The organism is Hansschlegelia sp. (genome assembly GCF_035538955.1).
GTDB lineage: Bacteria > Pseudomonadota > Alphaproteobacteria > Rhizobiales > Methylopilaceae > Methylopila.
Genome location: NZ_DATLJK010000015.1, coordinates 631,990 through 653,961, shown reverse-complemented (window position 1 = coordinate 653,961; position 21,972 = coordinate 631,990). Strand labels below are relative to the sequence as shown.

Genomic DNA, 21,972 nt, shown 5'->3' with positions numbered 1-21,972 from the left:
CGTCGCGGACGACGACCGCCTCAGGCCGCCTGGCCCGCGCGTCCTTCCGCGCCTGCGAACAGCTTGATGGTTTCCCGGTTGAAAGCGGCCATGTCGTCGGGGCTGCGGCTCGTCACGAGGCCCCGGTCGACGACGGCCTCCTCAACGACCCAGTTCGCGCCGGCGTTCTTGAGATCGGTCTTGAGCGACGGCCAGGAGGTCATGCGGCGGCCGCTTGCCGCGCCGGCTTCGATGATGGTCCACGGCCCGTGGCAGATCGAGGCGACAGGCTTCCCGGCGTCGAAGAACGCTTTGGCGAACGCCACGGCCTTGGCGTCGGCGCGGAGCGTGTCGGGATTTATGACGCCGCCGGGCAGGAGGAGAGCGTCGTAATCCCCGGGGATCGCTGAAGCGAGCGGCGCATCCACAGGGTAGCGCTTGCTCCACTCTGTGAAGTTCCAGGCGCGGACCTCGTCGGTCTTTGGCGAGATCAGGGTGGTCTTGGCGCCGGCTTCGTCGAGCGCCTTCCGGGGCTCGGTCATTTCGACTTCCTCGAACCCATCGGTGACGAGAATAGCAACGTTCAATCCTTTGAGCGTGTCAGTGGCCATGAGAAATCTCCTTTGAGGCTGCGCTCGACCGGCGAGAGTGGCCGAGGCGCGGGGGCTCGGCGTCTGCGTTTGGCGGATTGGAGCGCTTGGGGGGAGCCGCTCCTGGCGTCCGCCGGCGGCTCGCCCGGTTGGCCGCGTTGTGCGAAACGATGACGAACTTCTTGGGCGAACTCTCGAACATCCGCTACGCGCTAGGAGCCAGTTCGAGAGGGATGACTTCGACTTTCACGACTTTGGAAGGTCGAGATCTTGAACCTTAGATGTCGTCGCGACGATACACGTGCCGACGCGATCCCGATGCCGTGATTGCTCCTCCTTCGATTTGTTGCGGGTCGAGCAAGGCAATGCCAGCGCGTACTTTTCGTGCGGTGTCAGGGCAGCTTCGCCGCAAGCACATCGAGTTTTTCAATTTTGGGAGGCGAGGCGAAAAGCTCGGGCGACCGCTCCATCAATGCGGCCGCCACAAGGCCGGAGAGGTGCGCTTGCCGTCCCGCCTCATCAGCGAAAACGTCGAAAATCCCGAAAGTCGCCGGGCCCATGCGGACGCCGAACCAAGCGATGGTTCCAGGTTCGTTCTGGACGATCGGCTGGCCGCTTTTTAGAAACGCCTCGACATCTGCTTCTTTTCCGGGCTTGGCTTCCATGGTCACGAGGAGCGCGAACCTAACCACTCGCTTATCCTTTCAAAGTTGACGACGCGCCGAGAGCCCGACTAGGTCGACGGACACGGCTATCGAGCCGCGGCTCATCTTCGACCGAACCCATGTTCATGGCTGGCTATTCAAGATACGAACTTCGACCCGCCGATATATCGAATCAGGGTCGAGGTCCCGGGACACCGCCTCAGGCGCATCAAGTCTCACGCGCGAGCGCGACGCCCTGACGATCGTCAATTTCGCAGATTGCTTGAGGGTGTTCGATCGGGCGGGAAGGCGGAAGGCGGCGCTGACCAGGCGACTGGCCGCAGACCGCTGACGCCAGAGCTTGCGCTGTGCCCGGCCGCCAGACCGAGACCGCTTAGCGGTCGCGTGAGCGCCAGATGAGGCTGCCGTTAGGCGGCGGCCGTCGCGCCCAGTCAGACGCCGGCGAGCAGCCCGTGCTCGTTCAGCGCGAGATCTTGATCGAGCAGCGCGTCGAACTGGGTCTCACCCATCGGCGCCGCGAACAGGTAGCCCTGGCCCACCGAGCACCCGACCGCCTTCATGATCGCGCGTTCCGCCTCCGTCTCGATCCCTTCCGCGACGACGCGGATGTCGAGAGCGGCGCCGAGCCTGACGACGGTTTCCACGATGATGCGCTTCGCCGCGCTGTGGGCGACGTCGTGCACGAAGCTCCGATCGATCTTGATCTCGCTCAGCGGAAAACGCTCCAGATACCGCAGATTGGAATAGCCCGTGCCGAAGTCGTCGATCGAGATCCCGACGCCAAGACGCCTCAAGTCTTCAAATGCTTGGCGAATGCTGTCGTCTTCGGGAATCATCAAGTTCTCGGTGAGTTCCAGCGTCAGCCATTCGCCCCGGCAGCCCGTGTCCTCCAGCGCTTGACGGACGAAAGCGGCCATGTCGCGCCGCATGAACTCGAGCGCCGACACATTGAACGAAAAACGCAGCGGCGTGCGGCGACCTTGATTGACCCGCGCCGCTTGCGCCGCGACCGTGCGCAAGCCCCATGCGCCGATCTCCAGCATGGCGCCGGTTTCTTCGGCGATGCCCAGGAACAGGCCCGGTGATTGGAGACCGAAGACGCCGTGATTCCACCGCAAGAGCGATTCCGCGCCACTCAGATCACCTGTCTCAAGATCAATCTGAGGCTGGTAGTGGAAGATGAATTCTTGATTGGCGACAGCGGTTTGAAGCTCGTTCGCGAGCCGGATCCGGTTCCGTGCGTTCCGTTCGTCCTCAGCCGCGAAGGCAAGGGGCGGATGGCCGGGTTTGACCTTCGATCGGTGCAGCGCGGCGCCCGACTGCCGGACGAGGTGGAGCGGGTCCGTCCCGGCCGGTCCGACGGCGAAGCCGATGGCGAACTGAACCGCCACCGATGCGCCGGGCAGCAGAAACCGCGGTCGCAGCAAGCCCACGACGCTCTCTACGAGATCTGAGGCGCGATCGGCGTCTTCCAGTTCGAACGCGAGCGCGAAGCTGTTGGTGCCCACCCTCGCGATCGCGACCGCAGGGACCGTCGCCAGGCGTGCGGCCGCCGCGCGAAGCAGCGCGTCGCCCACGTCATAGCCGAAGCCATTATTCACATCACGGAATTTTATTATATCTGTCTTTAAGAGAAGTAACTTCGATGTTTTGATAGCATTCGCCGCAACCAATCGGTCGATGAGACCGTAGCGGTCGAGAAGACCAGTCAGGCGGTCGATGTTCGAGGCGTATGTGACGTCTCGGATGACGCCGACGAAGTGCGTCAGACGACTGGCGTCGTCATATAGGGGCGCCATCCGCAACGCGTTACGGAACATTGTCCCGTCACGCCGGTAGTTTCGCAGGATCACCGAACAGGCGCGGCCTTCCTCCAAAGCGGCCCGGACCTCTGCGATCTCGGGCTGCAGGCGGTCGCTGCCCTGGAGATAGCGGCAATTCTTCCCAATCGCCTCATCGGGCGAATAGCCGGTGATCGCCTCGAACGCGCTGTTGACCTGGACAATTGGCTGCCCCCGCATGCGCATATCGGCGATCAGCACGCCGTCGCTGATATGGTCGAGCGCCACCAGGGACGCAGCCTGCGGGAGCGCCGGATCGCCCGACCGCTTGATCAGGCTTCGCCACCGACCTGATTTGAATCCACGTCCCGCCGGAGCCAGATCGACAAGCGCATTCGGCTCAAGGGTCATTGCGCGATCAAGTCACGTAGGCCTTCAACGCCCTCGAAAGCGCTGGGATTTCCCGCCGTGCCGCGCGCGTCGGTATCATGGTCCATGTCAGGCCTCCGTGCGCGAACCTGCGGCCCGGTCGCCGACGCTTCAACCTATAATGAGCGACTGATCAGGACAAATCGGCGGCGCCACCGTCGTCGTCCGCTTCTCCGGATGACGTCGTCGTCTGGAACCGGAGACGATATTCCGCCGGAGAGACGCCGATGCGGCGTTGGAACGCTCGCCTGAGCGTCGTCGTCGATCCGAATCCCGCGGCATGGGCGATCGCCTTGAGCGAAGACGGCGTGTCTTCCAGCATCCGCCGGGCGACATCGACCCGCGCCAGTTCGACATAGGCGGCCAGGCTCATGCCGGCCTGAGCGTGGAAGAGCCGCGAAAGATGCCGCGGGCTCACTCGGGCTACGTCGGCGAGGACCTCGAGGCTCAGCTCTGCGCGAGGGTTCTCCAGGATATGCAACCTTACCCTGTCGACCGGGCCAGCGCCGGCGCTCTGTGCGGTTAAAATCGCGCTGAATTGCGACTGGCCGCCGGGCCGCTTTAGGAAGACGACCAGCCGACGCGCCACCCACAGCGCCAGCGCGCGCCCGTGATCCTCCTCGATCAGCGAAAATGCGAGATCGACGGCCGCCGTGACGCCGGCGGAGCTGAACACCTTGCCGTCTCGAACAAAGATGCGGTCGGGCGCGACCCGAATATCGGGATTTTCAGCAGCGAAGCGGTCGGTGTACTCCCAGTGGGTCGTCGCGCGGCGTCCCGCCAGAAGCCCCGCCTGCGCCAGCAGAAAGGCGCCCGTGCACGTCGAGCCGTAGCGCCGCGCCTGCGCGGCTTGCTGGCGCATCCACAGCGTGACGTCTTCGCTGGGGCGAGCCGGCACCCCGTGCGGGCCCGCGACGATCAACGTGTCGGAAGATTCGGTCGCGTCGACGATAGAGGCGTCAGGCACATATTTAAGGCCCGAAGCGCTTTCCTCCGCGACGCCCCGCTCGGTGACTACCCGCACGCGGTAGCGCTGACCGGGTTCGAGCTTGCAGTTGGCCTCGAAGAGCGCGTCACGCAATCCGGCGACTTCAAGCAGATGCACCTTCTCGGGCGCGAAGATCGTTATCAGCACGGCCCGAACTCCCCCGACCGGGCATAGCCCTCAAGTCGTACACACTGAGCCGCTGCAGCGCGTCGCGACGCTGTCCAACGATCCGCCGCCAAGCCTTCGCCATCGTGATTGCCTCAGGACCTGCGCCGGCGATGCGCGATCTCTGCTAACGCTTACGAAGCAGATCCTTCCCTGTCGCGACAGACCTTCCGCTCGCCGGGCGACCGCAACCGCGTGCGCCGGCCTTTATATCAGTTTCCGCGGGGCCGTCATCGCTATCCGCCTTGGGCCGTTGAGCTTGATGAGCCCGGCTCTCCGGAGTTCGGTCATGGCCCGGCTTACAGTCTCGACCGCGATCCCAAGATGGTCCGCGATATCGTAACGGGACACCGGCAGTACGACTGCGCCATCCTCCGCGCCGGAAAGCCGCGTCGACATCAGCAGCAGATAGGCCGCGATCTTCTCAGTGGCCGTGGTCCGCCCTTGAACCAACAACTGGCTCTCAAGTCGCGCGATGACGTCGCAGGCAAGCTGATAAAACAACCGATAAAGGCGAGGATCGTCCTTGGCGAGCTTGATCAGGTTTCGCTGCGTAAGGCGCGCCGTCAGAGTGCCTTCGGTAACAGCTTCGAACGAATAGCTCCCCGCGTCGTCTGACCCGAGGGCAAAAAAGTCGCCGGGCATGATCAGATCGACGATCCGTCGCTGGCCGCTTTCATGGACGACACTTTTACGGACGATGCCCGAGAGCACCCAGCACAGTCCGCCTTCGGTCAACAGCGCGGCGCAGTTCTCCTCGCGTCGCCAGCGTGTGAACGCCACGGCGCCGTCGAGCTCGGGCGTGAAGTCCAGCAGTTCGGGATCGGCGCTGGATCCCGTATGCGGGCGTGGAAGGGCGTTTACGGAACGAACCTGAGCGGCGCTGACAGCGTACATCTCGTGTCTCCGTGTGAGCGCGGCCCAATCGTCCAGGTCTTCCAGCCGTTTTGGCTCGGCGCCGAAAACTATGCTCATCGGAAGATGATCCGCGCGCGGACCCCAACGCAATTCCGTCGCATTCCTAGGTAAAGGTCGCAGAGCGGCCGTCCGCGCCAGCCGCCCTAATTAGGGGCGAGCGGCGTCGGAGTGGCGGCGGCTAGATCTTCGGTCGCATGTTCGCCGACGCCGCCAAACGCGCCGAATCGGCCAATGTGCGGACGCCGAGTCTCTCCACGACATGCGACCTGTGTGGGTCCACGGCATAGGCGCTGATTTCGACGGGGGACCGGAGGTCAGCTCGGCATGTTCAACAGGGCGCTGGCCTTCGAAGCCGTCGTCGCGCTGGTCATCAGGCGATCAGCGCGCTCCCGCTGGTCGCTCTGGAGACGCGGGAGACGATCGTCCGGGAGATCGACGAGCTAGCGCGTCGTCGCCGGGAGCATCCGATCGATGGCTTCGCCCAGTCCAAACACCCCGTTGGGGTCGTCATAGCGCGCGCCGTTGATGAAGAAGGTGGGCGTTCCATTGACGCCGCTGCGCACGCCGCCGATGAAGTCGGCCCTCACCTTTCCGGCGTAGAGACCATTGGCGAGGGCGTCGCGCAGAGCGACAGTCGAAAGGTTCAGGCTGGCGGCCAGCGAGATCATCAACGGCACGCTCAACCGGCGCTGATTGGCGTAGAGCGCGTCGTGCATCGACCAGAACAGGCCGTTGGCGCCGGCGAACTCCGCCGTCTCGGCCGCCGGAGCCGCATGCGGATGCATCTCCGCCAGAGGGAAGTGCCGGAAGACCAGGCGAACTTCGCGGCTGAAGCGCTCTTGAATCTGATCGATGACGGGCTGCGCTGCTCCGCAATAGGGGCATTCATAGTCGCCGTACTCGACCAGCGTGACGGGCGCGTCCTGGCTGCCTCGGATGTGGTCATGCGACGTTACGGGAACCCTGAGCGTTGCCATCTTTGTTCTCCGTTGCTGGTAGCTCCTCAAGCGCATCCGTCGGCGCCCGGATTCACCGCGATCGGCGAACGGTAGCTCCAGGCGACCACGCCTTTCTCGTCGATGATGAACAGCGCCCGTTCGCTCACCCCCTCGGCCTCTCGATAGGCGCCGTAGCTTCTCGCGACAGCGCCCTTGGGTTCGAAGTCCGACAGGAGCGCAAAATGCAGCTTGCGGTCTCGGGCGAACGCCTGATGGCACCAGACGCCGTCGACCGAGATGCCGAGCAGCTCCGCGCCGTGGCGGCGAAACTCCGGAAGGATGTGGTTGTAGAGGGACATCTGGTCACCGCAGACCGGACTCCAGTCCGCCGGGTAGAAAGCCAGCACCACCCGGCGACCGGCGAATTCGTTGAGCGAGAGCGTCTGGTCGGGGGTGACGTGGAGGGTGAAGTCGGGGGCCGGAGCGCCCTTCGTAAGCAGTTGAGCCATAATTGCCTCCCAGGGGTTCAGGCAGACGCCGCCAGTGGATCTGGCGCGTGTTCGCCGCGATGCTTTCGGAGCTGAAAGGCCAAGACCATCAGGATCACGCCCAGCACCAGCGAATAGGCCGCCAACCACCAGGTGAGCACCAGGGCGCCGATCAGCGGCGCGGCGAACAGCAGCACGCCGTAGATGAGCGAGGCGACGCCGCCGACCACCAGGATCCACCGTCCGTGGCTGATCTTCAGGCTGAGCGCGGCGCCGAGCATCAGGGCGCCGGAGATCAGCGCCCACGCGCCGACCATGAAGACGAACGCGATCACCGTGATGCCCGGCCAGATCGCCGTCACGACGCCGACGAGCACGCCGAACAGGCCGTTGAGGAGAAGCAGTCCCCAGCGTTCGCCTTTCCGGGCGCCGCGCACCGCAAGCACGATGTTGAGGATTCCGTCCACCAGGCTGTAGGCGGCGAAGATAAGCACGAGAGCCAACATCGCCGCGCCGGGCACCGCGAAAGCGGCGATGCCGAACAAGATGGCGAGCAGGCCACGCAGCGCGACCGCCCACCAGTTGTCGGCGAGCATGGCGTTCATGGCGTTCGCACGGGGACCGACAGACTCGATGTTGATCATGGTGCGTCTCCGCGATCTGCTTGCGCCTGAATGCCGTTCTTGTTGCAACCTACCGGGAGCGCGGGGGGGCGTTCCTTGACGGTCGTCAATTCAGGGTCTCGATCGGCCCGCGTTTAGACGTCGACGCGGCCAAGCAACTCGAGGCCAGGCTCGGTCCGCAGTGCGGCGACGACCCGCCCTGCTTCCTTTGGGCCCGCGCTGAACAGCATGGCCTGGTCCGCGAGGCCAAAGCCGTCCGCTAGAATCTTCGGGGAATACAGCGCTTGCGCCGGCTTGGACGATATCGGCGACGGGGGCGCGGATGTCGGCGTCTTTGACGACCGTCAATTCGCGCCCTGCCGAGGCAAATTATTGTTGCGCCATCCGAACCGGAAGACCGGATGCGATGGCCGCGACTGATCCCTACGATGTGCTGGCTGTATCGAGAGACGCCTCGCAAAAGGATATACAGGCGGCCTTCCGCAAGCTCGCGAAGAAGTTGCACCCGGACCTCAACCCGGGGGACGCGCAGGCGCAGCGCAAGTTCCAGGAGGTGTCGGCCGCCTATGAACTCCTGGGCGACGAGGAGAAGAGAGCGCGCTTCGATCGCGGCGAAATCGACGCCTCCGGCGCCGAGCGGCCGCAGCGCCGCTATTACCGGGACTTCGCGGAGGCCGGCGGCGCCTCTGACGGATACAGCCAGACATCCGGCTTCGAGGACTTTGATGACGCCGACGACATCCTGTCCTCTTTCTTTTCGCGCAGCGGTCGGCGCGGCTTCCGCATGGGGGGCGTCGATCGGCGCTATCGCCTGGAGGTCGATTTCCTGGACGCGGTGAACGGCGCCACGAAGCGCCTTGTTCTGCCGGACGGGACCTCCCTCGACGTCGTCATCCCGCCCGGAGCCGAGGACAATCAGGTGATCCGGGTCGCCGGCAAAGGAGAAGCCGGCGCGGGGGGCGGCGAGCCGGGCGACGCGCTGATCGAGATCGCCGTCCGTCCCCACCCGTTCTTCCGCCGCGAAGGGCTCAACATCAGACTCGATCTGCCGATCTCCCTGTCCGAGGCGGTGCTCGGCGGGAAGGTCGTCGCTCCGACGCCTTCGGGACCCGTTACTGTCGCCATCCCCAAAGGATCCAACACCGGCAAGGTGCTGCGCCTGAAAGGAAAAGGCGTCCCGGGGCGCGGCGGCAAGCGCGGCGACGAGTACCTGGTTCTGAAAATCGTCCTGCCGGACAAGCCCGATCCGGAGCTCGAAGCTTTCGTCAGCCGCTGGAAGGCAGGCAAGACCCATGACCCGCGCGAAGGGCTGAAAGCATGACGATTGACCACGCCGAGATGTGCCGCAGGGTCAGCGTCGGGCGTCCGTCGCTGCAGCGCTGGATCGAGGCAGGCTGGATTCACGCGCCAAGCGGCGACGGGTTCGTCGCATTCTCCGAGATGGACGTGGCGAGGGCGCACCTGATCCGCGATCTTGCAGGACCTATGGGCGTCAACCCGGAAGGGGTCGCCGTCATCCTTGACCTGATCGACCAGATCCACGGCCTGCGCCATGCCCTGCGAGGGCTGAGCATGGCCGTCGGCGCGCAGGATCCCGAAGTGCGCCGACGCATCTGGTCGGACGCCGCGCATCCCCCAAGCGGCCCGAGCCGGGCTGCTGGCGCGCTGGGCGGCCGACCTCGAGCAGTCCTGTGAAGGACATCAGGCACGCTCCTCCAACAACAGGAAACCGCGATGGCGATCAAGGACGACGTCAGGGCCATGCGGGCAGCCTTCATCCCGCTCACGATCTATGAGCGGTTCGAGTATGTCGTCATCCTCGTGCTTACCGCCCTGATCGCCATCATCGTGATCGCGGCGGTATGGACGTTGACGCTAAAAGTCCTGTTCGGCCTCATCCTCTCCGGCGGAGTGGATCCCGCGGACTACTCTACCTTCCAAGCAGTCTTCGGCATGATCTTCACGGTCATCATCGCGCTCGAATTCAAGAAGTCGCTGCTGGTGGCGGCGCAGCCCCGCAGCAGCGTGGTCCAGATCAGCGTCGTGGTGTTGATCGCGCTGCTCGCGATCTGCCGAAAGTTCATCATTCTCGACCTCGCGGAGACCGACGCGCCGCACATCCTGGCCTTGTCGGCGGCGGCTCTCACGCTGGGCGTGGTCTATTGGCTGGTTCGCGCCCGTGACGAAGGCGCAGGTGAAGACAGCTGACGCCCCTACGTCTCGCGAGGCGCGCCGGCCGCCGCGGCGTCCTTGCTGACGCCGACCAGCGCCGGTCGCAACAGACGCTCGTGATGCATGTATCCCGGCTGGATCACCTGCGCCACGACGCCAGGCTGATAGCGTGCGTCCGCCACCTCGAAGCTCGCCTGATGCCGGTGCGGGTCGAACGGCTCGCCGACGGGATCAAGCCGTTGAAGGCCGTGCTTGGCGAAGGCGTCGAGCAGGGCGCGCCGCGTCGCCTCGACGCCGTCGATCAATGCGGCGACGGCGGGCTCCGATCGCAGGTCCGCCGGCGCGCTGGCTATCGCGCGTTCAAGATTGTCAGCCGTCGACAGAAGATCGCGGGCGAAACCCGACGCCGCATAGCGGACCGCGCCTTCGCGCTCCCGTCGCGCCAGCTGGCGGCTATTTTCCTGCTCGGCGAGCGAGCGGAGCAGGAGATCTTTCGTCGTCGCCAGTTCGTCGGCGAGTTCGGCGGCGGATCTGTCCGGCGCCCCCTGCGGCTCCCGATCTGCGCCGGCGTCGCCGGGCAAGTTGCTGGTCCCGTTCATGACCCATATCCGCTGAGTTGTCGGAGCCGATCGTGGCCGTTACCGCCGCGCCCGCTTCTGCTCGTCGACCTCCTCGAATTCGGCGTCGACCACATCATCGCCGTCGGCGCCGCCCGATGAGCCGGTCTCGCCGGCGCCTTGCGCGTCAGCAGCGCTGTTCGCGACCTGATCGATCTTGGCGGCCGCCTGCGACAGCGTCTGGCTCTTGGATTCGATCTGGGACACATCCTCGCCGGCCATCGCCGCTTTGAGCTCGGCCAGCGCCGTCTCGATCGCCGTCTTGTCCGACGGCTGCAGCTTGCCGCCATGTTCGGCCAGCGATTTCTCGGTGGAATGAACCAGGCTTTCCGCTCGGTTGCGGGCTTCCGCCAGCGCGCGGCGCTTCTTGTCCTCTTCAGCATGCGCCTCGGCGTCTTTCACCATCCGCTCGAGCTCCTCGTCCGACAGTCCGCCCGAGGCCTGGATGCGAATTTGCTGTTCCTTGCCGCTGCCCTTCTCCTTGGCCGAGACGTTGACGATGCCGTTGGCGTCGATGTCGAACGTCACCTCGATCTGCGGCACGCCGCGCGGCGCCGGCGGGATGCCGACGAGGTCGAACTGGCCGAGCAGCTTGTTGTCGGCGGCCATTTCGCGCTCGCCCTGGAACACCCGGATGGTGACGGCCTGCTGATTGTCTTCGGCCGTGGAAAAGGTCTGGCTCTTCTTGGCCGGAATGGTGGTGTTGCGCTCGATCAGCCGCGTGAACACGCCGCCGAGCGTCTCGATGCCGAGCGATAGCGGGGTGACGTCGAGCAGCAGCACGTCCTTCACGTCGCCCTGCAGCACGCCCGCCTGGATCGCAGCGCCGATGGCGACGACCTCATCCGGGTTGACGCCCTTGTGGGGCTCCTTACCGAAGAACTGCTTCACCACCTCCTGCACCTTCGGCATGCGGGTCATGCCGCCGACAAGGACCACCTCGTCGATCTTGCTTGCGTCGAGCGCCGCATCCTTGAGCGCGGCCATGCAGGGAGCGATCGTCCTCTGCACCAGATCTTCCACGAGTGCTTCAAGCTTCGAGCGCGTGAGCCTGATGTCGAGATGCTTGGGGCCGGCCTGGTCCGCGGTGATGAAGGGCAGGTTGATGCTGGTCTCGTGGCTCGAGGAGAGCTCTATCTTCGCTCTCTCGGCGGCCTCGCGCAGGCGCTGCAGGGCCAGACGGTCGTTGCGCAGGTCGATGCCCTGCTGCTTGCGGAACTCGTCGGCCAGGAAATCGATGATCCGCTTGTCGAAGTCTTCGCCGCCGAGGAAGGTGTCGCCGTTGGTCGACTTCACCTCGAACACGCCGTCGCCGATATCGAGCACTGAGATGTCGAAGGTGCCGCCGCCGAGATCGTAGACCGCGATCGTGCCCTGCCCCTTCTTGTCAAGCCCGTAAGCGAGCGCGGCCGCGGTCGGCTCATTGATGATGCGCAGCACCTCGAGGCCGGCGATCCGGCCGGCGTCCTTGGTCGCCTGACGCTGGGCGTCGTTGAAATAGGCCGGGACGGTGATGACGGCCTGCGTGACGGTCTCCCCGAGATACTGCTCGGCCGTCTCCTTCATCTTCTGCAGGATGTAGGCCGAGATCTGCGAGGGCGAATACTTCTTGCCGTTCGCCTCGACCCATGCGTCCCCATTGTCGCCCGGCACGATCTTGTAGGACACCAGCCCCTTGTCCTTCTCGACGATCGGGTCGTCGAACCGCCGTCCGATCAGCCGTTTGATCGCGAAGATGGTGTTTTCCGGATTGGTGACGGCCTGGCGCTTGGCCGGCTGGCCGACCAGGACTTCGCCGTCCCTGCCAAAGGCGACCATGGACGGCGTCGTCCGCGCGCCCTCCGCATTCTCGATCACTTTGGCCTGCTTGCCCTCCATGACGGCGACGCAGGAATTGGTTGTTCCGAGATCGACCCCGATCACCTTGCTGGCCATTCCCGCCTCCATCCGAACGAGCGTTGCGCGAACCCGAGCCAAGTCGAGTTGAGCGGCGAGCCGCGTCTACGCCGTGATCAGACGCCTGCCGCAGTCCGGAAACCTTGACGATCGTCAAAAGCCAAAGAAGGAGACAAAAGCTCGATGCCGGTCGAGCGTGGCGGCGGGTGATCGAGCGGTCCAATTACGCGGCGGCTCGATCGCCGACACGCCGCTCGGCTCGTCGCGCCGCCATGGATTCCTCCTCGGCATCCTGCGGGTCGCCCCACAACTGGCGAACCGTCGGTCCGTTTCGTGTCAGAGGATCGCGCAGGAAGCTGAGAATCTCATACGGCCAGACGCGCCGGCCCATCTGCGAGTACCAGCGCATGGCGTGGCGGAGGCCACGATCCGGGTGAAGATAGGTGCGGAACAAGGCTTTCGGCCGCGCCTGAAGGACGACCTCGGTGAACTTGAACCAGAGCAGCGTGCGCCAGGGCGGCATATGTCGGGTGGCGAGAACCTGGTGCTTGTAATCCCACTTCCGGCGATCGGTCTGGATCACCCGGCGTTCCGCGGCGATCCTGAAATAGGGCGTCCAGCGGTGAGGCGTCACGTAGAGCATCTGTATCTGGTCGGGGTCATAGGAAAGCAGTCGCTTCAATCCGAGCCAGTGGTCCTTGTCGGTCTCCTCCTCGAACCCGACCACCCATGTCGCCATGGATAGGATGCCGTGGCGGCGCATCAGCCGGATGGCCTCGCGATCCGTTTCGGCGCGGCCGCCTTTCCGGATCAGCTCCAGGGTGGCCTGGTCGGTGTTCTCAAGGCCGAGAAGGAAGCGCTGCCAGCCGGCCTTCTTGTAGAGATGCAGGATGTCGGCATCGCGCACGATGTCGTCGGCGCGTGTCGAGCCCACCAGGATGAGGTCCACCTTTTCGGCGATCAGGGCTTCGAGGAAGGCGCGCCACGCCTTCTTGGACACGGTCGGGTTCTCGTCGGCGAAGTTGATCACCCTGACGCCGTGCTCGCGGTGAAGACGCGCGAGCTCCTTCGCGAACAGCACGGGGTCACGGTGTCGCCAGCGGGTCCAGAATCCGCGCTGGCCGCAGTAATTGCAGAGGTGCGGACAGCCCCGGGAGAATTGAACCACGACAGCCCGCAGACCGCCCCAATAGCTGTATCGGGCGTGATCGATCAGCTCCCAGCCCACCCGGTAAGCATCAAGGTCTCGAATGACTGGCGCCGCCGCCGTCGCTTGGGGGCCGGCCGGGGTCGGAAACGCGATGCCTTGGACAGACTCGAGCGGAACGTGATCGCGGAGCGCCGCCATCAGGCGGCGGCCGGTCTCTTCGCCTTCGCCCCGCACGATCGCGGCGACATAAGGCTCGTCCGCGAGAATTTCGCGCCAGTGATAGGTTGGAAACACGCCGCCATAGACGATCTTCGTCTCAGGCCGCGCCGCGGAGACCCCGCGCGCGACTTGTGCGATCACCGGGTGACCGGAGGTGGACCCGGAATGGCCGAACAGCACGGCGTCCGGCGCGTGCGACAGGATCTCTGCGATCAGGTCAGGGATTGGCGTCGGGCCGAACTCGGCGTCGATCAGGCGCACGTCATGGCCGTCGTCGATCAGCGGGCCGCCGACCGCGAGGAGACCAAGCGGAGGCAGGTGATCGTCCGGAATGCGGCTGCCGATGGAAGGATGCGGGACGTTGACGAGAACAATGCGCATGTGACTGGTCCCCCGCCGGTCAGGCCGCGGCGGCGGTCGAGAGGCCGCCGAAGCGGCGCTCGCGCGCACGGAAGTCGGCCAAGGCGGCGCGGAGATCGTCCTGGTCGAAATCGGGCCACAGGCGGTCCGTGAACCAGAGCTCCGCATAGGCGCTCTCCCAGAGCAGGAAATCGGAGAGCCGCCGCTCGCCGCCCGTCCGGATCAGGAGGTCGACGTCTGGCAGGGCTTGTCCGCCGGTCACATGGCGTCCGAAGACTTCGCGACCGACATCCGGAACCCCCGCCAGCTTTGCGGCCGCCAAGAGGATCGCGTCGCGCGCCGAGTAGTCGAGCGCGATCCTCAGATGCAGCCGTTCACCGCCCAGGGTGCGAGCTTCGGCGGCGGCTATCGCATCGGCCAAGCCCGTCGGCACCCGGTCGCGCCGGCCGATCGCCGTCAGCCGCACCCCGGCTTCTGCAAGCCTCGGAGCTTCGGCGCTGACATAGCGCCGGAGAAGCTCCATCAGCGCGGCGACCTCGGCAGCCGGCCGGCGCCAGTTGTCCGACGAGAACGCATAGAGCGTCAGCACGCCCACTCCGCAATCCGGCGCAGCCTTCACCAGACGGCGGACCGTCCGGACGCCCGCGCGATGGCCCGCGGCGCGCGGCCATCCGCGGCGCAGAGCCCAGCGGCCGTTGCCATCCATGATTATCGCGAGGTGGATATTGTTATGCAGAGTACTTTGCATCGTAGAGTCCCTTGACAAAAAAAAGACGGAGCTCAAGCGGTGGTCGGTTTGATCTCCCGGAGCGTCCCCCCCGCTTCGGCGGCCTTCGCGGCGTCGCGCACCACCTGTTCCAGGACGGCGAGATAGTCGATGAAGCGCCGGCGGCCTTCCGGGGTCATCCGGCAAGTGGTCAGAGGCCGCGCGCCGTCGAATGTCTTCGTGACAGAGACGAGGCCCGCCTCCTGCAGCACTTGAATGTGACGGCTCAGATTGCCGTCGGTCAGGCCGCAGAGCTTCTTGAGATCGCTGAACGACAGCCCTTTTGGGTTGGCGGCGAGCGACGTCAGCACGCCGAGCCGCGCTTTCTCGTGGATCGTTCGGTCGAGACCCTCATAGGCGAAGGGCGAGGGATCGTTAGTTCCGGCCATCGCGGCCTCCTGGCGCGGCACGAAGCAGACCGGCTATGAGCGCCTGCCCGATCCCGAAAGGCAGGCCCATGGTCCACGGTGAAAGCGCGCGCGCTTCGGCGGAGAGCGCCAAGGTGACGAAGCCCGCCACCACATAGAAGCCGCCGCCCAGCGCGAGCTGACGGGGCAGGATCCGCAGCGAGGCGAAGACGCCGAGCCCGACCAGGATCTGCCAGAGCCCCGGGAGCATCCAGAGGGCGTCCGGCGCCACCCGCCACAAGGCGACGAGCAGCAGCGCCCCCACCGCTCCCGCAGGCAGCATCTGCTCCGCCGCATGGCGGAGCATGTCGTCCGCAAGTCCGGAATGGTCCCGTCTTGTCCGGGCGAGCATCTCCGTTCCTATGATGGCGACCGCCGCGATCGCGACCCCGATCCACACAGCGAAGAACGGCAGCGGCGCGGGATGCTCGGCCCCGAGCGTCCAGGCTTGTCCTGACGCTACGAGGACCGCGATGACGCCGGTCGCCGCCACGGCGCCCGGCCCGTAGCCCTGGAACGCAGAGCTGGCCGCGAGCTGGCCCCGGATCGTCGAGATGTCGTCGAGGGCCTTCTTGAGATCAGTCATTTCGCTCGCCAGCTTTGCACTGCAAAGTATGCACGATTGCAGAGCAGGCGCAAGAGTCAGCCGGCGAGCCGATAGCCGACGCCCGGCTCGGTGAGGAGAAGCGCCGGACGCGCCGGATCGGCTTCCAGCTTGACGCGCAGCTGCCGGACGAAGACGCGCAGGGATGTCTGATCGCCGTCGTCCTGGCCCCACACCGCGCGGAACAGGTGCCGGTGGGTCAGCACTTTTCCTGCGTGCACGACCAGTTCCTGCAGGATCGCGAACTCCTTCGGGCTGAGCTTCACCTCGGCGCCGCGAAGGGTCACGAGGTGGCGCGCGAGGTCGACCGTCAGCGGGCCGGCGCTGAAGATCGGCTCGGCGCCGCGGTCGGCGAGCCTGTGGCGCAGCGCTGCGCGCATGCGCGCCATCAGTTCGTCGGTCCCGAACGGCTTCGTCACGTAATCGTCGGCGCCGAGATCGAGCGCCGCCACCTTGGCGGCCTCCTCGCCGCGGCTCGACAGAACCACGATCGGCACGGGGCTCTTGGCGCGGATCTCACGGATGAGGTCGAGCCCCTCCATGTCCGGCAGCACAAGCTCGGGCGGAAGATGGCGCATCAGGCGCAGCGCCTCCGCGGCGGTCTCGGCCTCGAGGGTGCGGTAGTCGTTGACCGTCAGGGTCGCCTTCAGGAAGCGCCTGATCGGCGCCTCATCGTCGACGATCAAGACGGTGATGGCGCTCGACGCCATTATGCGCTCCCCTGCTCGCCCGCCGCCCTGCCCCCGCGCAGGCGCAGGACGAAGCGCGCGCCCCGGCCGGAGGGCGGCGTCTCGACGGTCACGGTTCCGCCGAGAGCTTCGACGAAGCCCCTGGCGATCGCGAGCCCGAGGCCGGCGCCCGGCGTCTTCCTGTCCCCGCCGGCGGAGCGATAAAACCGTTCGAAGACGTGCGGGACGTCTTCCGGAGCGATCCCAGGGCCGTCGTCGGTCACGCTGAGCGTCACGCCGTCGGCCTCCCGCTTGCCCTCGATCGCGATCCGGGCCGAGGGCGGCGTGTGCTTCCCGGCGTTCTCCAGCACATTGACCAGCGCGTGCTCGATCAGCACCGGATCGCCCAGCGCGATGAGCGGCGTTTCCGGAAAATCCAGCGTCACGGCGCGGTCGCCCAGCGCCCCGGCTGCGCGCCGCAGCGCCGCGCCGGCGATGTCCTCCAGATCGATCTCGTCTGACGTCGCCGCGACGCCGCCGGCGTCGAGCTTCACGACGTCGAGCAGGTTGGCCACGAAGCGGTTGAGCCTTTCGGTCTCGGTCTGGGCGCTCGCCAGCATGTCGTCACGCGTCGCGTCGTCATAAAGCCCGCCATAGCTTCTGAGGCTCGTGATCACCCCCATGATGGTGGCGAGCGGCGTCTTGAAGTCGTGGCTCACCGAGGTGAGCAACGCGCCGCGCAGCCGCTGCGTCTCGGCCTCGAGCCGCGCCTCGTCGACATCCGCTCCGAGGCGGATGCGGTCGAGCGCCACCGCGGTCTGGTCAGCGAGCGCGTCGAGCAGGCGGCGTTCGACCGGCGTCAGGATCGGACCGGCGGCGCGCCGCGCGACGCCGACCACGCCCAGCTTGCCGCGGCTGGTCTTCAGCGGCAGGAACAGCCGCGTCGCGCCCGGCAGGGTCGCGGAGCCGCGACCAGCGGGCTCGTCATGCTCGTAGGCCCAGCTCGCGGCCGCCAGCTCGCCCGGCTCGATCGTGTCCTCGGGCGGATAGGCGCCGCCGATCGCGAGCCCTGTGGGACTTGCGGTAAGCAGCACGACGTCAGCTTTCAGCATCAGCGCGACCTGATGGGCGGCGGCCCACAGCAGGTCGTCCTCGGTGGCGACCGCCGCCAGCTTCCGCGAGAACGCATAAAGCTCGGCCGTCGCCCGCGCCTGCGAGCGCGCCGACAGCGTCTGCGCCCGCACGCGCGCGGCGACCGAGCTCGCGACGACCGCCGTCAACGAGAAGAACACGATCGCGACAACGTTCGACGGATCGTTGACGGTCAGCGAGAAGCGCGGATCCGTGAACAGGAAGTTGTAGGCAACCGCCGACAGGACCGACGCCGCAAGCGACGGCCCGGCGCCGTAGCGCAGCGCGATGAGAAGAACGGCGGGCACGAAGATCAGCGAGATGTTCGGCAGATCGATCGCGAGGTCGATCGCGAGTCCGGCGGCGCCCGCGACGGCGACGGCGAGCGCGGCGACCGCATAGGGCTTCGGGTCCCGCCGGCCCGCGGTGGCCGGACGCGCCTCCACCGGCTTGGGCGGGGCGGTCTCTCCGTCGCCGGCCATGACCTGCACCGCGATCGGACCGGCCCGGTCCAGGAGATCTCCCACCACCGAGCCACGGGTCAGCGCGAACCAGCGCGTGCGCTTCGCTTTGCCGACGACGATCGTCGTCACGTTCCGGCGTCGGGCGAAGTCGAGCAGCTCCTCGGCCACGTCGGCGCCGCCGGGCAGCGTCAGCGCCTCGGCGCCGAGCGCCTCCGCGAGCCGCAGCGTGTCGGCGATCCGGTCGCGCTCGACCTCCGACAGCCGCGCGTGCCGCGGCGTTTCGATGCTGACGCAGAGCCACGGGGCCCGCGCGCGGTCGGCGAGGCGCTTGCCGGCGCGCACCAGCGCCGCCGCGCCGGGACGCTCGTCGATCGCGACCAGCACGCGCTCGCCCGCCGGCCACGGACCCTCGATCCCATGAGCCGCCATGTAGTCGCGCATGTCGCTGTCGACGCGCTCGGCGGTGCGGCGGAGCGCGAGCTCGCGAAGCGCCGTCAGATTGCCCGGCTGAAAGAAATGCCGGACGGCGCGTTCGGCCTGCTCGCGGACATAGACCTTTCCGGCCGCGAGCCGCCGGCGCAGGGCGTCGGGAGTCAGGTCGATCACCTCGACCTCGTCGGCCAGGTCGAACAGCCGGTCCGGCACGGTCTCGCGCACGCGCACGCGGGTGATCCGCGCCACAACGTCGTTCAGGCTTTCGAGGTGCTGCACGTTGAGCGTCGTGAAGACGTCGACGCCCGCCTCGAGCAGTTCTTCGACGTCCTGGTGGCGCTTCGGATGCCGGGAGCCGGGTGCATTGGCGTGGGCAAGCTCGTCCACCAGCACCAGCTCAGGCCGCCGCTTCAGCACGGCGTCGACGTCCATCTCGCTGAGATTGCGGCCGCGATACGGGATCTCGGCCATGGGCACGGCTTCGAGGCCCTGGACGAGCGCCAGCGTCTCGGCGCGGCCGTGCGTCTCGACCACGCCGATCACGACGTCGACGCCTTCGCGCTTCGCCGCCTGAGCGGCGGTGAGCATCTCGTAGGTCTTGCCCACTCCGGGCGCGGCGCCAAAGAAGATCTTCAGCCGGCCGCGGCCCGCGCGTTCGGCCTTGGCGAGGAAGCTCTCTGGAGAAGGGCGGACGCCGGCGGCCATCTTCGCCATTATAGCCGTCGCGGGCCGGCTCGCTTACGGCTTCGAAAGCTGGTCGAGCGCGAGGTTGAGCGCGAGCACGTTGACCCGCGGCTCGCCCAGCAGCCCGAGCAGCCGCGGCGCGACCGACCGCTCGACCAGGCTGCGCACCTCCGGCTCCGGAAGCCCACGCTCGCGCGCCACGCGGCCGACCTGCGCATAGGCCGAGGCTGGCGAGATGTCGGGGTCGAGCCCTGACCCGGAGGCGGTGACGAGATCTGCCGGGACCGCGCCCGCGAGCCCATCCTCCGCCCTCGCCTTCAAAACGTCGCCGGCGATGCGATCGGCGAGCGCCTCGGACGTCGGGCCGAGATTCGAACCCGAAGATGACGCAGCGTCGTAGCCGCCAGTCCCGGCTGCGGAGGGGCGGCCGTGGAAATAGCGCGGCTGCGCGAAGGACTGGCCGATGAGACTCGAGCCGATCAGAGCGCCGTCCCGCACGACCATGGAGCCGTTGGCGGCAGCCGGCATCGCGACTTGCGCGACGCCGGTGATCGCGAGCGGGTAGAGCAGTCCGGTCACGAGCGTAAACAGCGCGAACAGCACGATGGCGGAGCGGAGATGGGCGAGCATGGAAGGACCCGGTTGACGGCGACGTTCGAGGACGTGGCTTCAGGCTTTGCTGGGGGTTCTGCGCCCCCCAAAGGTCACGCTAATCCGAGCGCCGAGACGCCCATGTCGATCAGCTTGATGCCGGCGAACGGCGCCGCGAGGCCGCCCAGGCCATAGACGAAGAGGTTGCGGCGGAGCAGCGCTGCGGCGCCCGACGGCCTGTAGGAGACGCCCTTCAGCGCGAGCGGCACCAGACCGACGATGATGAGCGCGTTGAAGATGATGGCGGAAAGGATCGCGCTCTGAGGCGACGCCAGCCCCATGACGTTGAGCGCGCCGAGGCCGGGGTAGAGCGCCACGAACATCGCCGGGATGATGGCGAAGTATTTCGCGACGTCATTGGCGATAGAGAAGGTCGTCAGCGCCCCGCGGGTCATCAGCAGTTGCTTGCCGATGCCGACGATCTCGATCAGCTTCGTCGGGTCGGAGTCGAGGTCGACCATGTTGCCGGCCTCGCGGGCGGCGACCGTGCCGGTCTGCATGGCGACGCCGACGTCGGCCTGGGCGAGCGCCGGCGCGTCGTTCGTGCCGTCGCCGCACATCGCGACCAGCCTGCCCTCCGCCTGTTCCTCGCGGATGAGCGCGAGCTTCGCTTCCGGCGTGGCCTCGGCGAGAAAGTCGTCGACCCCGGCCTCGGCGGCGATCGCGGCGGCGGTCATCGGGTTGTCGCCGGTGATCATGACGGTGCGGATGCCCATCGCGCGGAGCTCCTGAAAGCGCTCGCGGATGCCGCCCTTCACGATGTCCTTGAGATGGACGACGCCGAGGATCCGCGCGTCGGCGGAGACCACGAGCGGCGTCCCGCCCTCCCGCGCCACGCGCTCCACGATGGCGGCGAGCGCGTCCGGGATGCGGCCGCCGAGCGCCTTCACGTGGGCGATGACGGCGTCGCCCGCGCCCTTGCGGATTTTGGCGGCGCCGATGTCGACGCCGCTCATGCGGGTCTGCGCCGAGAACGGGACAAAGACCGCGTCGAGCGAACCGATCTCGCGGCCGCGGAGGCCGTGCGTCGCTTTGGCGAGGGCCACGATGGAGCGGCCTTCCGGCGTCTCGTCGGAGAGGCTTGCGAGCTGGGCCGCGTCCGCGAGCTCGCCGCCTCGGACGTCCGGAAGCGGCAGGAACTCCGCGGCCTGGCGGTTGCCGAGCGTGATCGTCCCGGTCTTGTCGAGCAGCAGCACGTCGACGTCGCCCGACGCCTCCACCGCGCGGCCGGACATCGCGAGCACGTTGAAGCGCACCAGCCGGTTCATGCCGGCGATGCCGATGGCGGACAGAAGCCCGCCGATCGTGGTCGGGATCAGCGTCACGAACAGCGCGATCAGAACGATCACCGGCACGACGCCGCCGGCATAGGCCGCGAAGGCCGGGATGGTCGCGACCGCCAGCACGAAGATGAGGCTGAGGCCCGCCAGCAGGATCGTCAGCGCGATCTCGTTCGGCGTCTTCTGGCGCTCCGCGCCCTCGACCAGCGCGATCATGCGGTCGAGGAAGCTCGAGCCGCTCGCCGCCGTGATGCGCACCCGGAGATGGTCCGACAACACCTTGGTGCCGCCGGTCACCGCCGAGCGATCGCCGCCGCTCTCGCGGATCACCGGCGCGCTCTCGCCCGTGATCGCGCTCTCGTCGACGGTCGCGACGCCCTCCACCGCCTCGCCGTCGCCGGGGATGAGGTCGCCGGCCTCGACCAGCACGACGTCTCCGACCCTGAGGGCCGACGCCGCCACCTCTTCGTAGCCGCCTCCGTCGGCGGCCAGGCGCTTCGCCATCGTCTCCGACCGGGTCCTCCGGAGGGCGTCTGCCTGCGCCTTGCCGCGCCCCTCCGCGACCGCTTCGGCGAAGGTCGCGAAGTAAGCGGTGAGCCAGAGCCAGAACGCGATCTGGCCCGAGAAGCCGGCGGCAGCGCCGGCCGCGAGGTCGCGCGCGAAGAGGATCGTCGCGGCGAAGGCCACGACCTCCACGGCGAACATCACCGGGTTGCGGATCAGCACCCGGGGATCGAGCTTTCTCACAGCGCCGCCGAGCGCCGGAACCATCAGCGCGGGAGCGAACAGGGACTGAGGCTGTGCTGACATGACAAGGGCTCTGAGGTGGGACCGCAGCCGGTCCGGATGGCGAGCGCGTGGACGGCGACCGGGATCTTCGGACGCGCGCATGACGAGGGAGCTCATC

Annotated in this window: 21 protein-coding genes; 3 read left to right on the top strand and 18 right to left on the bottom strand. The window is 67.0% G+C overall.

The features are described from left to right. Nucleotides 1–20: 20 nt before the first annotated feature. The 8 genes from VM780_RS15145 to VM780_RS15110 all read right to left on the bottom strand — a co-directional run bounded on the left by VM780_RS15145 (nucleotide 21) and on the right by VM780_RS15110 (nucleotide 7,585). On the bottom strand, nucleotides 21–590 hold the full coding sequence (locus VM780_RS15145) for a type 1 glutamine amidotransferase domain-containing protein (protein ID WP_325448762.1): 570 nt from the start codon (nucleotides 588–590) through the stop codon (nucleotides 21–23). Nucleotides 591–961: 371 nt separating this feature from the next. Next, the gene (locus VM780_RS15140; protein ID WP_414652834.1) at nucleotides 962–1,234 is read right to left on the bottom strand and encodes a putative quinol monooxygenase; all 273 of its coding nucleotides are present in this window, start codon (nucleotides 1,232–1,234) and stop codon (nucleotides 962–964) included. A 431-nt stretch (nucleotides 1,235–1,665) separates the two neighbouring features. Further along, the gene (locus VM780_RS15135) at nucleotides 1,666–3,426 is read right to left on the bottom strand and encodes a putative bifunctional diguanylate cyclase/phosphodiesterase (protein ID WP_325448758.1); all 1,761 of its coding nucleotides are present in this window, start codon (nucleotides 3,424–3,426) and stop codon (nucleotides 1,666–1,668) included. Between the two features lie 151 nt (nucleotides 3,427–3,577). After that, a complete protein-coding gene (locus VM780_RS15130) occupies nucleotides 3,578–4,579 on the bottom strand; it encodes a GlxA family transcriptional regulator (RefSeq protein ID WP_325448757.1) in 1,002 nt (333 codons plus the stop codon). Nucleotides 4,580–4,804: 225 nt separating this feature from the next. Continuing rightward, a complete protein-coding gene (locus tag VM780_RS15125) occupies nucleotides 4,805–5,572 on the bottom strand; it encodes a Crp/Fnr family transcriptional regulator (RefSeq protein WP_325448755.1) in 768 nt (255 codons plus the stop codon). A gap of 383 nt (nucleotides 5,573–5,955) precedes the next feature. Continuing rightward, nucleotides 5,956–6,492, bottom strand: coding sequence for a DsbA family protein (locus VM780_RS15120; protein ID WP_325448753.1), 537 nt, complete (start codon nucleotides 6,490–6,492; stop codon nucleotides 5,956–5,958). A gap of 26 nt (nucleotides 6,493–6,518) precedes the next feature. Continuing rightward, on the bottom strand, nucleotides 6,519–6,962 hold the full coding sequence (locus VM780_RS15115; protein WP_325448751.1) for a redoxin domain-containing protein: 444 nt from the start codon (nucleotides 6,960–6,962) through the stop codon (nucleotides 6,519–6,521). A 17-nt stretch (nucleotides 6,963–6,979) separates the two neighbouring features. After that, nucleotides 6,980–7,585 (bottom strand): HdeD family acid-resistance protein, encoded by a 606-nt coding sequence (locus VM780_RS15110; protein WP_325448749.1) that lies wholly within the window; start codon nucleotides 7,583–7,585, stop codon nucleotides 6,980–6,982. A gap of 385 nt (nucleotides 7,586–7,970) precedes the next feature. Between VM780_RS15110 and VM780_RS15105 the strand changes: the two genes are divergently transcribed. From VM780_RS15105 to VM780_RS15095, 3 genes are read left to right on the top strand one after another with little or no spacing between them, the layout of a single operon-like run. After that, entirely contained in the window at nucleotides 7,971–8,885 is a 915-nt protein-coding gene (locus VM780_RS15105) for a J domain-containing protein (protein ID WP_325448747.1), read from the top strand. Further along, complete coding sequence (locus VM780_RS15100; protein ID WP_325448745.1) at nucleotides 8,882–9,259, top strand: chaperone modulator CbpM; 378 nt, start codon at nucleotides 8,882–8,884, stop codon at nucleotides 9,257–9,259. The genes VM780_RS15105 and VM780_RS15100 overlap by 4 nt, the downstream gene beginning before the upstream one ends. A gap of 39 nt (nucleotides 9,260–9,298) precedes the next feature. Next, nucleotides 9,299–9,772, top strand: a complete 474-nt coding sequence (locus VM780_RS15095) for a phosphate-starvation-inducible PsiE family protein (RefSeq protein WP_325448742.1) — start codon at nucleotides 9,299–9,301, stop codon at nucleotides 9,770–9,772. A gap of 5 nt (nucleotides 9,773–9,777) precedes the next feature. Here VM780_RS15095 and VM780_RS15090 read toward each other — a convergent pair whose 3' ends face one another. The 10 genes from VM780_RS15090 to kdpB form a co-directional block, all read right to left on the bottom strand. After that, nucleotides 9,778–10,335 carry a nucleotide exchange factor GrpE gene (locus tag VM780_RS15090; protein WP_325448740.1) on the bottom strand — a complete coding sequence of 186 codons (558 nt, stop codon included), beginning with the start codon at nucleotides 10,333–10,335 and terminating at the stop codon, nucleotides 9,778–9,780. Nucleotides 10,336–10,374: 39 nt separating this feature from the next. Next, nucleotides 10,375–12,288: a molecular chaperone DnaK gene (dnaK, locus tag VM780_RS15085; RefSeq protein WP_325448739.1), complete on the bottom strand. Its 1,914-nt coding sequence runs from the start codon at nucleotides 12,286–12,288 to the stop codon at nucleotides 10,375–10,377. 184 nt (nucleotides 12,289–12,472) lie between these two features. Continuing rightward, complete coding sequence (gene bchE / locus VM780_RS15080; protein ID WP_325448737.1) at nucleotides 12,473–13,999, bottom strand: magnesium-protoporphyrin IX monomethyl ester anaerobic oxidative cyclase; 1,527 nt, start codon at nucleotides 13,997–13,999, stop codon at nucleotides 12,473–12,475. Between the two features lie 19 nt (nucleotides 14,000–14,018). Beyond that, nucleotides 14,019–14,726: a di-trans,poly-cis-decaprenylcistransferase gene (locus VM780_RS15075; RefSeq protein WP_325448735.1), complete on the bottom strand. Its 708-nt coding sequence runs from the start codon at nucleotides 14,724–14,726 to the stop codon at nucleotides 14,019–14,021. 32 nt (nucleotides 14,727–14,758) lie between these two features. After that, a complete protein-coding gene (locus VM780_RS15070) occupies nucleotides 14,759–15,133 on the bottom strand; it encodes a transcriptional regulator (RefSeq protein WP_325448733.1) in 375 nt (124 codons plus the stop codon). Then, complete coding sequence (locus tag VM780_RS15065; protein WP_325448731.1) at nucleotides 15,120–15,737, bottom strand: hypothetical protein; 618 nt, start codon at nucleotides 15,735–15,737, stop codon at nucleotides 15,120–15,122. Before VM780_RS15065 ends, VM780_RS15070 begins: the two co-directional genes overlap by 14 nt. A 56-nt stretch (nucleotides 15,738–15,793) precedes the next feature. Next, nucleotides 15,794–16,465, bottom strand: a complete 672-nt coding sequence (locus VM780_RS15060; protein ID WP_325448729.1) for a response regulator transcription factor — start codon at nucleotides 16,463–16,465, stop codon at nucleotides 15,794–15,796. Beyond that, a complete protein-coding gene (locus VM780_RS15055) occupies nucleotides 16,465–19,155 on the bottom strand; it encodes an ATP-binding protein (RefSeq protein ID WP_414652833.1) in 2,691 nt (896 codons plus the stop codon). Before VM780_RS15055 ends, VM780_RS15060 begins: the two co-directional genes overlap by 1 nt. 33 nt (nucleotides 19,156–19,188) lie before the next feature. Next, nucleotides 19,189–19,764 carry a potassium-transporting ATPase subunit KdpC gene (gene kdpC, locus VM780_RS15050; protein WP_325448725.1) on the bottom strand — a complete coding sequence of 192 codons (576 nt, stop codon included), beginning with the start codon at nucleotides 19,762–19,764 and terminating at the stop codon, nucleotides 19,189–19,191. A gap of 74 nt (nucleotides 19,765–19,838) precedes the next feature. Continuing rightward, a complete protein-coding gene (gene kdpB / locus VM780_RS15045) occupies nucleotides 19,839–21,875 on the bottom strand; it encodes a potassium-transporting ATPase subunit KdpB (RefSeq protein ID WP_325448723.1) in 2,037 nt (678 codons plus the stop codon). Nucleotides 21,876–21,972: the final 97 nt, after the last annotated feature.

Excerpts from the sequence above, each read along its gene's own strand:
- bchE (WP_325448737.1), bottom strand. The coding sequence starts at position 13,999 with ATGCGCATTGTTCTCGTCAACGTCCCGCATCCTTCCATCGGCAGCCGC.
- VM780_RS15095 (WP_325448742.1), top strand. The coding sequence starts at position 9,299 with ATGGCGATCAAGGACGACGTCAGGGCCATGCGGGCAGCCTTCATCCCG.
- VM780_RS15125 (WP_325448755.1), bottom strand. The coding sequence starts at position 5,572 with ATGAGCATAGTTTTCGGCGCCGAGCCAAAACGGCTGGAAGACCTGGAC.
- VM780_RS15120 (WP_325448753.1), bottom strand. The coding sequence starts at position 6,492 with ATGGCAACGCTCAGGGTTCCCGTAACGTCGCATGACCACATCCGAGGC.
- kdpB (WP_325448723.1), bottom strand. The coding sequence starts at position 21,875 with ATGTCAGCACAGCCTCAGTCCCTGTTCGCTCCCGCGCTGATGGTTCCG.
- VM780_RS15075 (WP_325448735.1), bottom strand. The coding sequence starts at position 14,726 with ATGCAAAGTACTCTGCATAACAATATCCACCTCGCGATAATCATGGAT.
- VM780_RS15090 (WP_325448740.1), bottom strand. The coding sequence starts at position 10,335 with ATGAACGGGACCAGCAACTTGCCCGGCGACGCCGGCGCAGATCGGGAG.
- VM780_RS15115 (WP_325448751.1), bottom strand. The coding sequence starts at position 6,962 with ATGGCTCAACTGCTTACGAAGGGCGCTCCGGCCCCCGACTTCACCCTC.
- VM780_RS15140 (WP_414652834.1), bottom strand. The coding sequence starts at position 1,234 with ATGGAAGCCAAGCCCGGAAAAGAAGCAGATGTCGAGGCGTTTCTAAAA.
- VM780_RS15145 (WP_325448762.1), bottom strand. The coding sequence starts at position 590 with ATGGCCACTGACACGCTCAAAGGATTGAACGTTGCTATTCTCGTCACC.
- VM780_RS15110 (WP_325448749.1), bottom strand. The coding sequence starts at position 7,585 with ATGATCAACATCGAGTCTGTCGGTCCCCGTGCGAACGCCATGAACGCC.
- dnaK (WP_325448739.1), bottom strand. The coding sequence starts at position 12,288 with ATGGCCAGCAAGGTGATCGGGGTCGATCTCGGAACAACCAATTCCTGC.
- VM780_RS15105 (WP_325448747.1), top strand. The coding sequence starts at position 7,971 with ATGGCCGCGACTGATCCCTACGATGTGCTGGCTGTATCGAGAGACGCC.
- VM780_RS15100 (WP_325448745.1), top strand. The coding sequence starts at position 8,882 with ATGACGATTGACCACGCCGAGATGTGCCGCAGGGTCAGCGTCGGGCGT.
- VM780_RS15135 (WP_325448758.1), bottom strand. The coding sequence starts at position 3,426 with ATGACCCTTGAGCCGAATGCGCTTGTCGATCTGGCTCCGGCGGGACGT.
- VM780_RS15070 (WP_325448733.1), bottom strand. The coding sequence starts at position 15,133 with ATGGCCGGAACTAACGATCCCTCGCCCTTCGCCTATGAGGGTCTCGAC.
- VM780_RS15055 (WP_414652833.1), bottom strand. The coding sequence starts at position 19,155 with ATGGCCGCCGGCGTCCGCCCTTCTCCAGAGAGCTTCCTCGCCAAGGCC.
- kdpC (WP_325448725.1), bottom strand. The coding sequence starts at position 19,764 with ATGCTCGCCCATCTCCGCTCCGCCATCGTGCTGTTCGCGCTGTTTACG.
- VM780_RS15060 (WP_325448729.1), bottom strand. The coding sequence starts at position 16,465 with ATGGCGTCGAGCGCCATCACCGTCTTGATCGTCGACGATGAGGCGCCG.
- VM780_RS15065 (WP_325448731.1), bottom strand. The coding sequence starts at position 15,737 with ATGACTGATCTCAAGAAGGCCCTCGACGACATCTCGACGATCCGGGGC.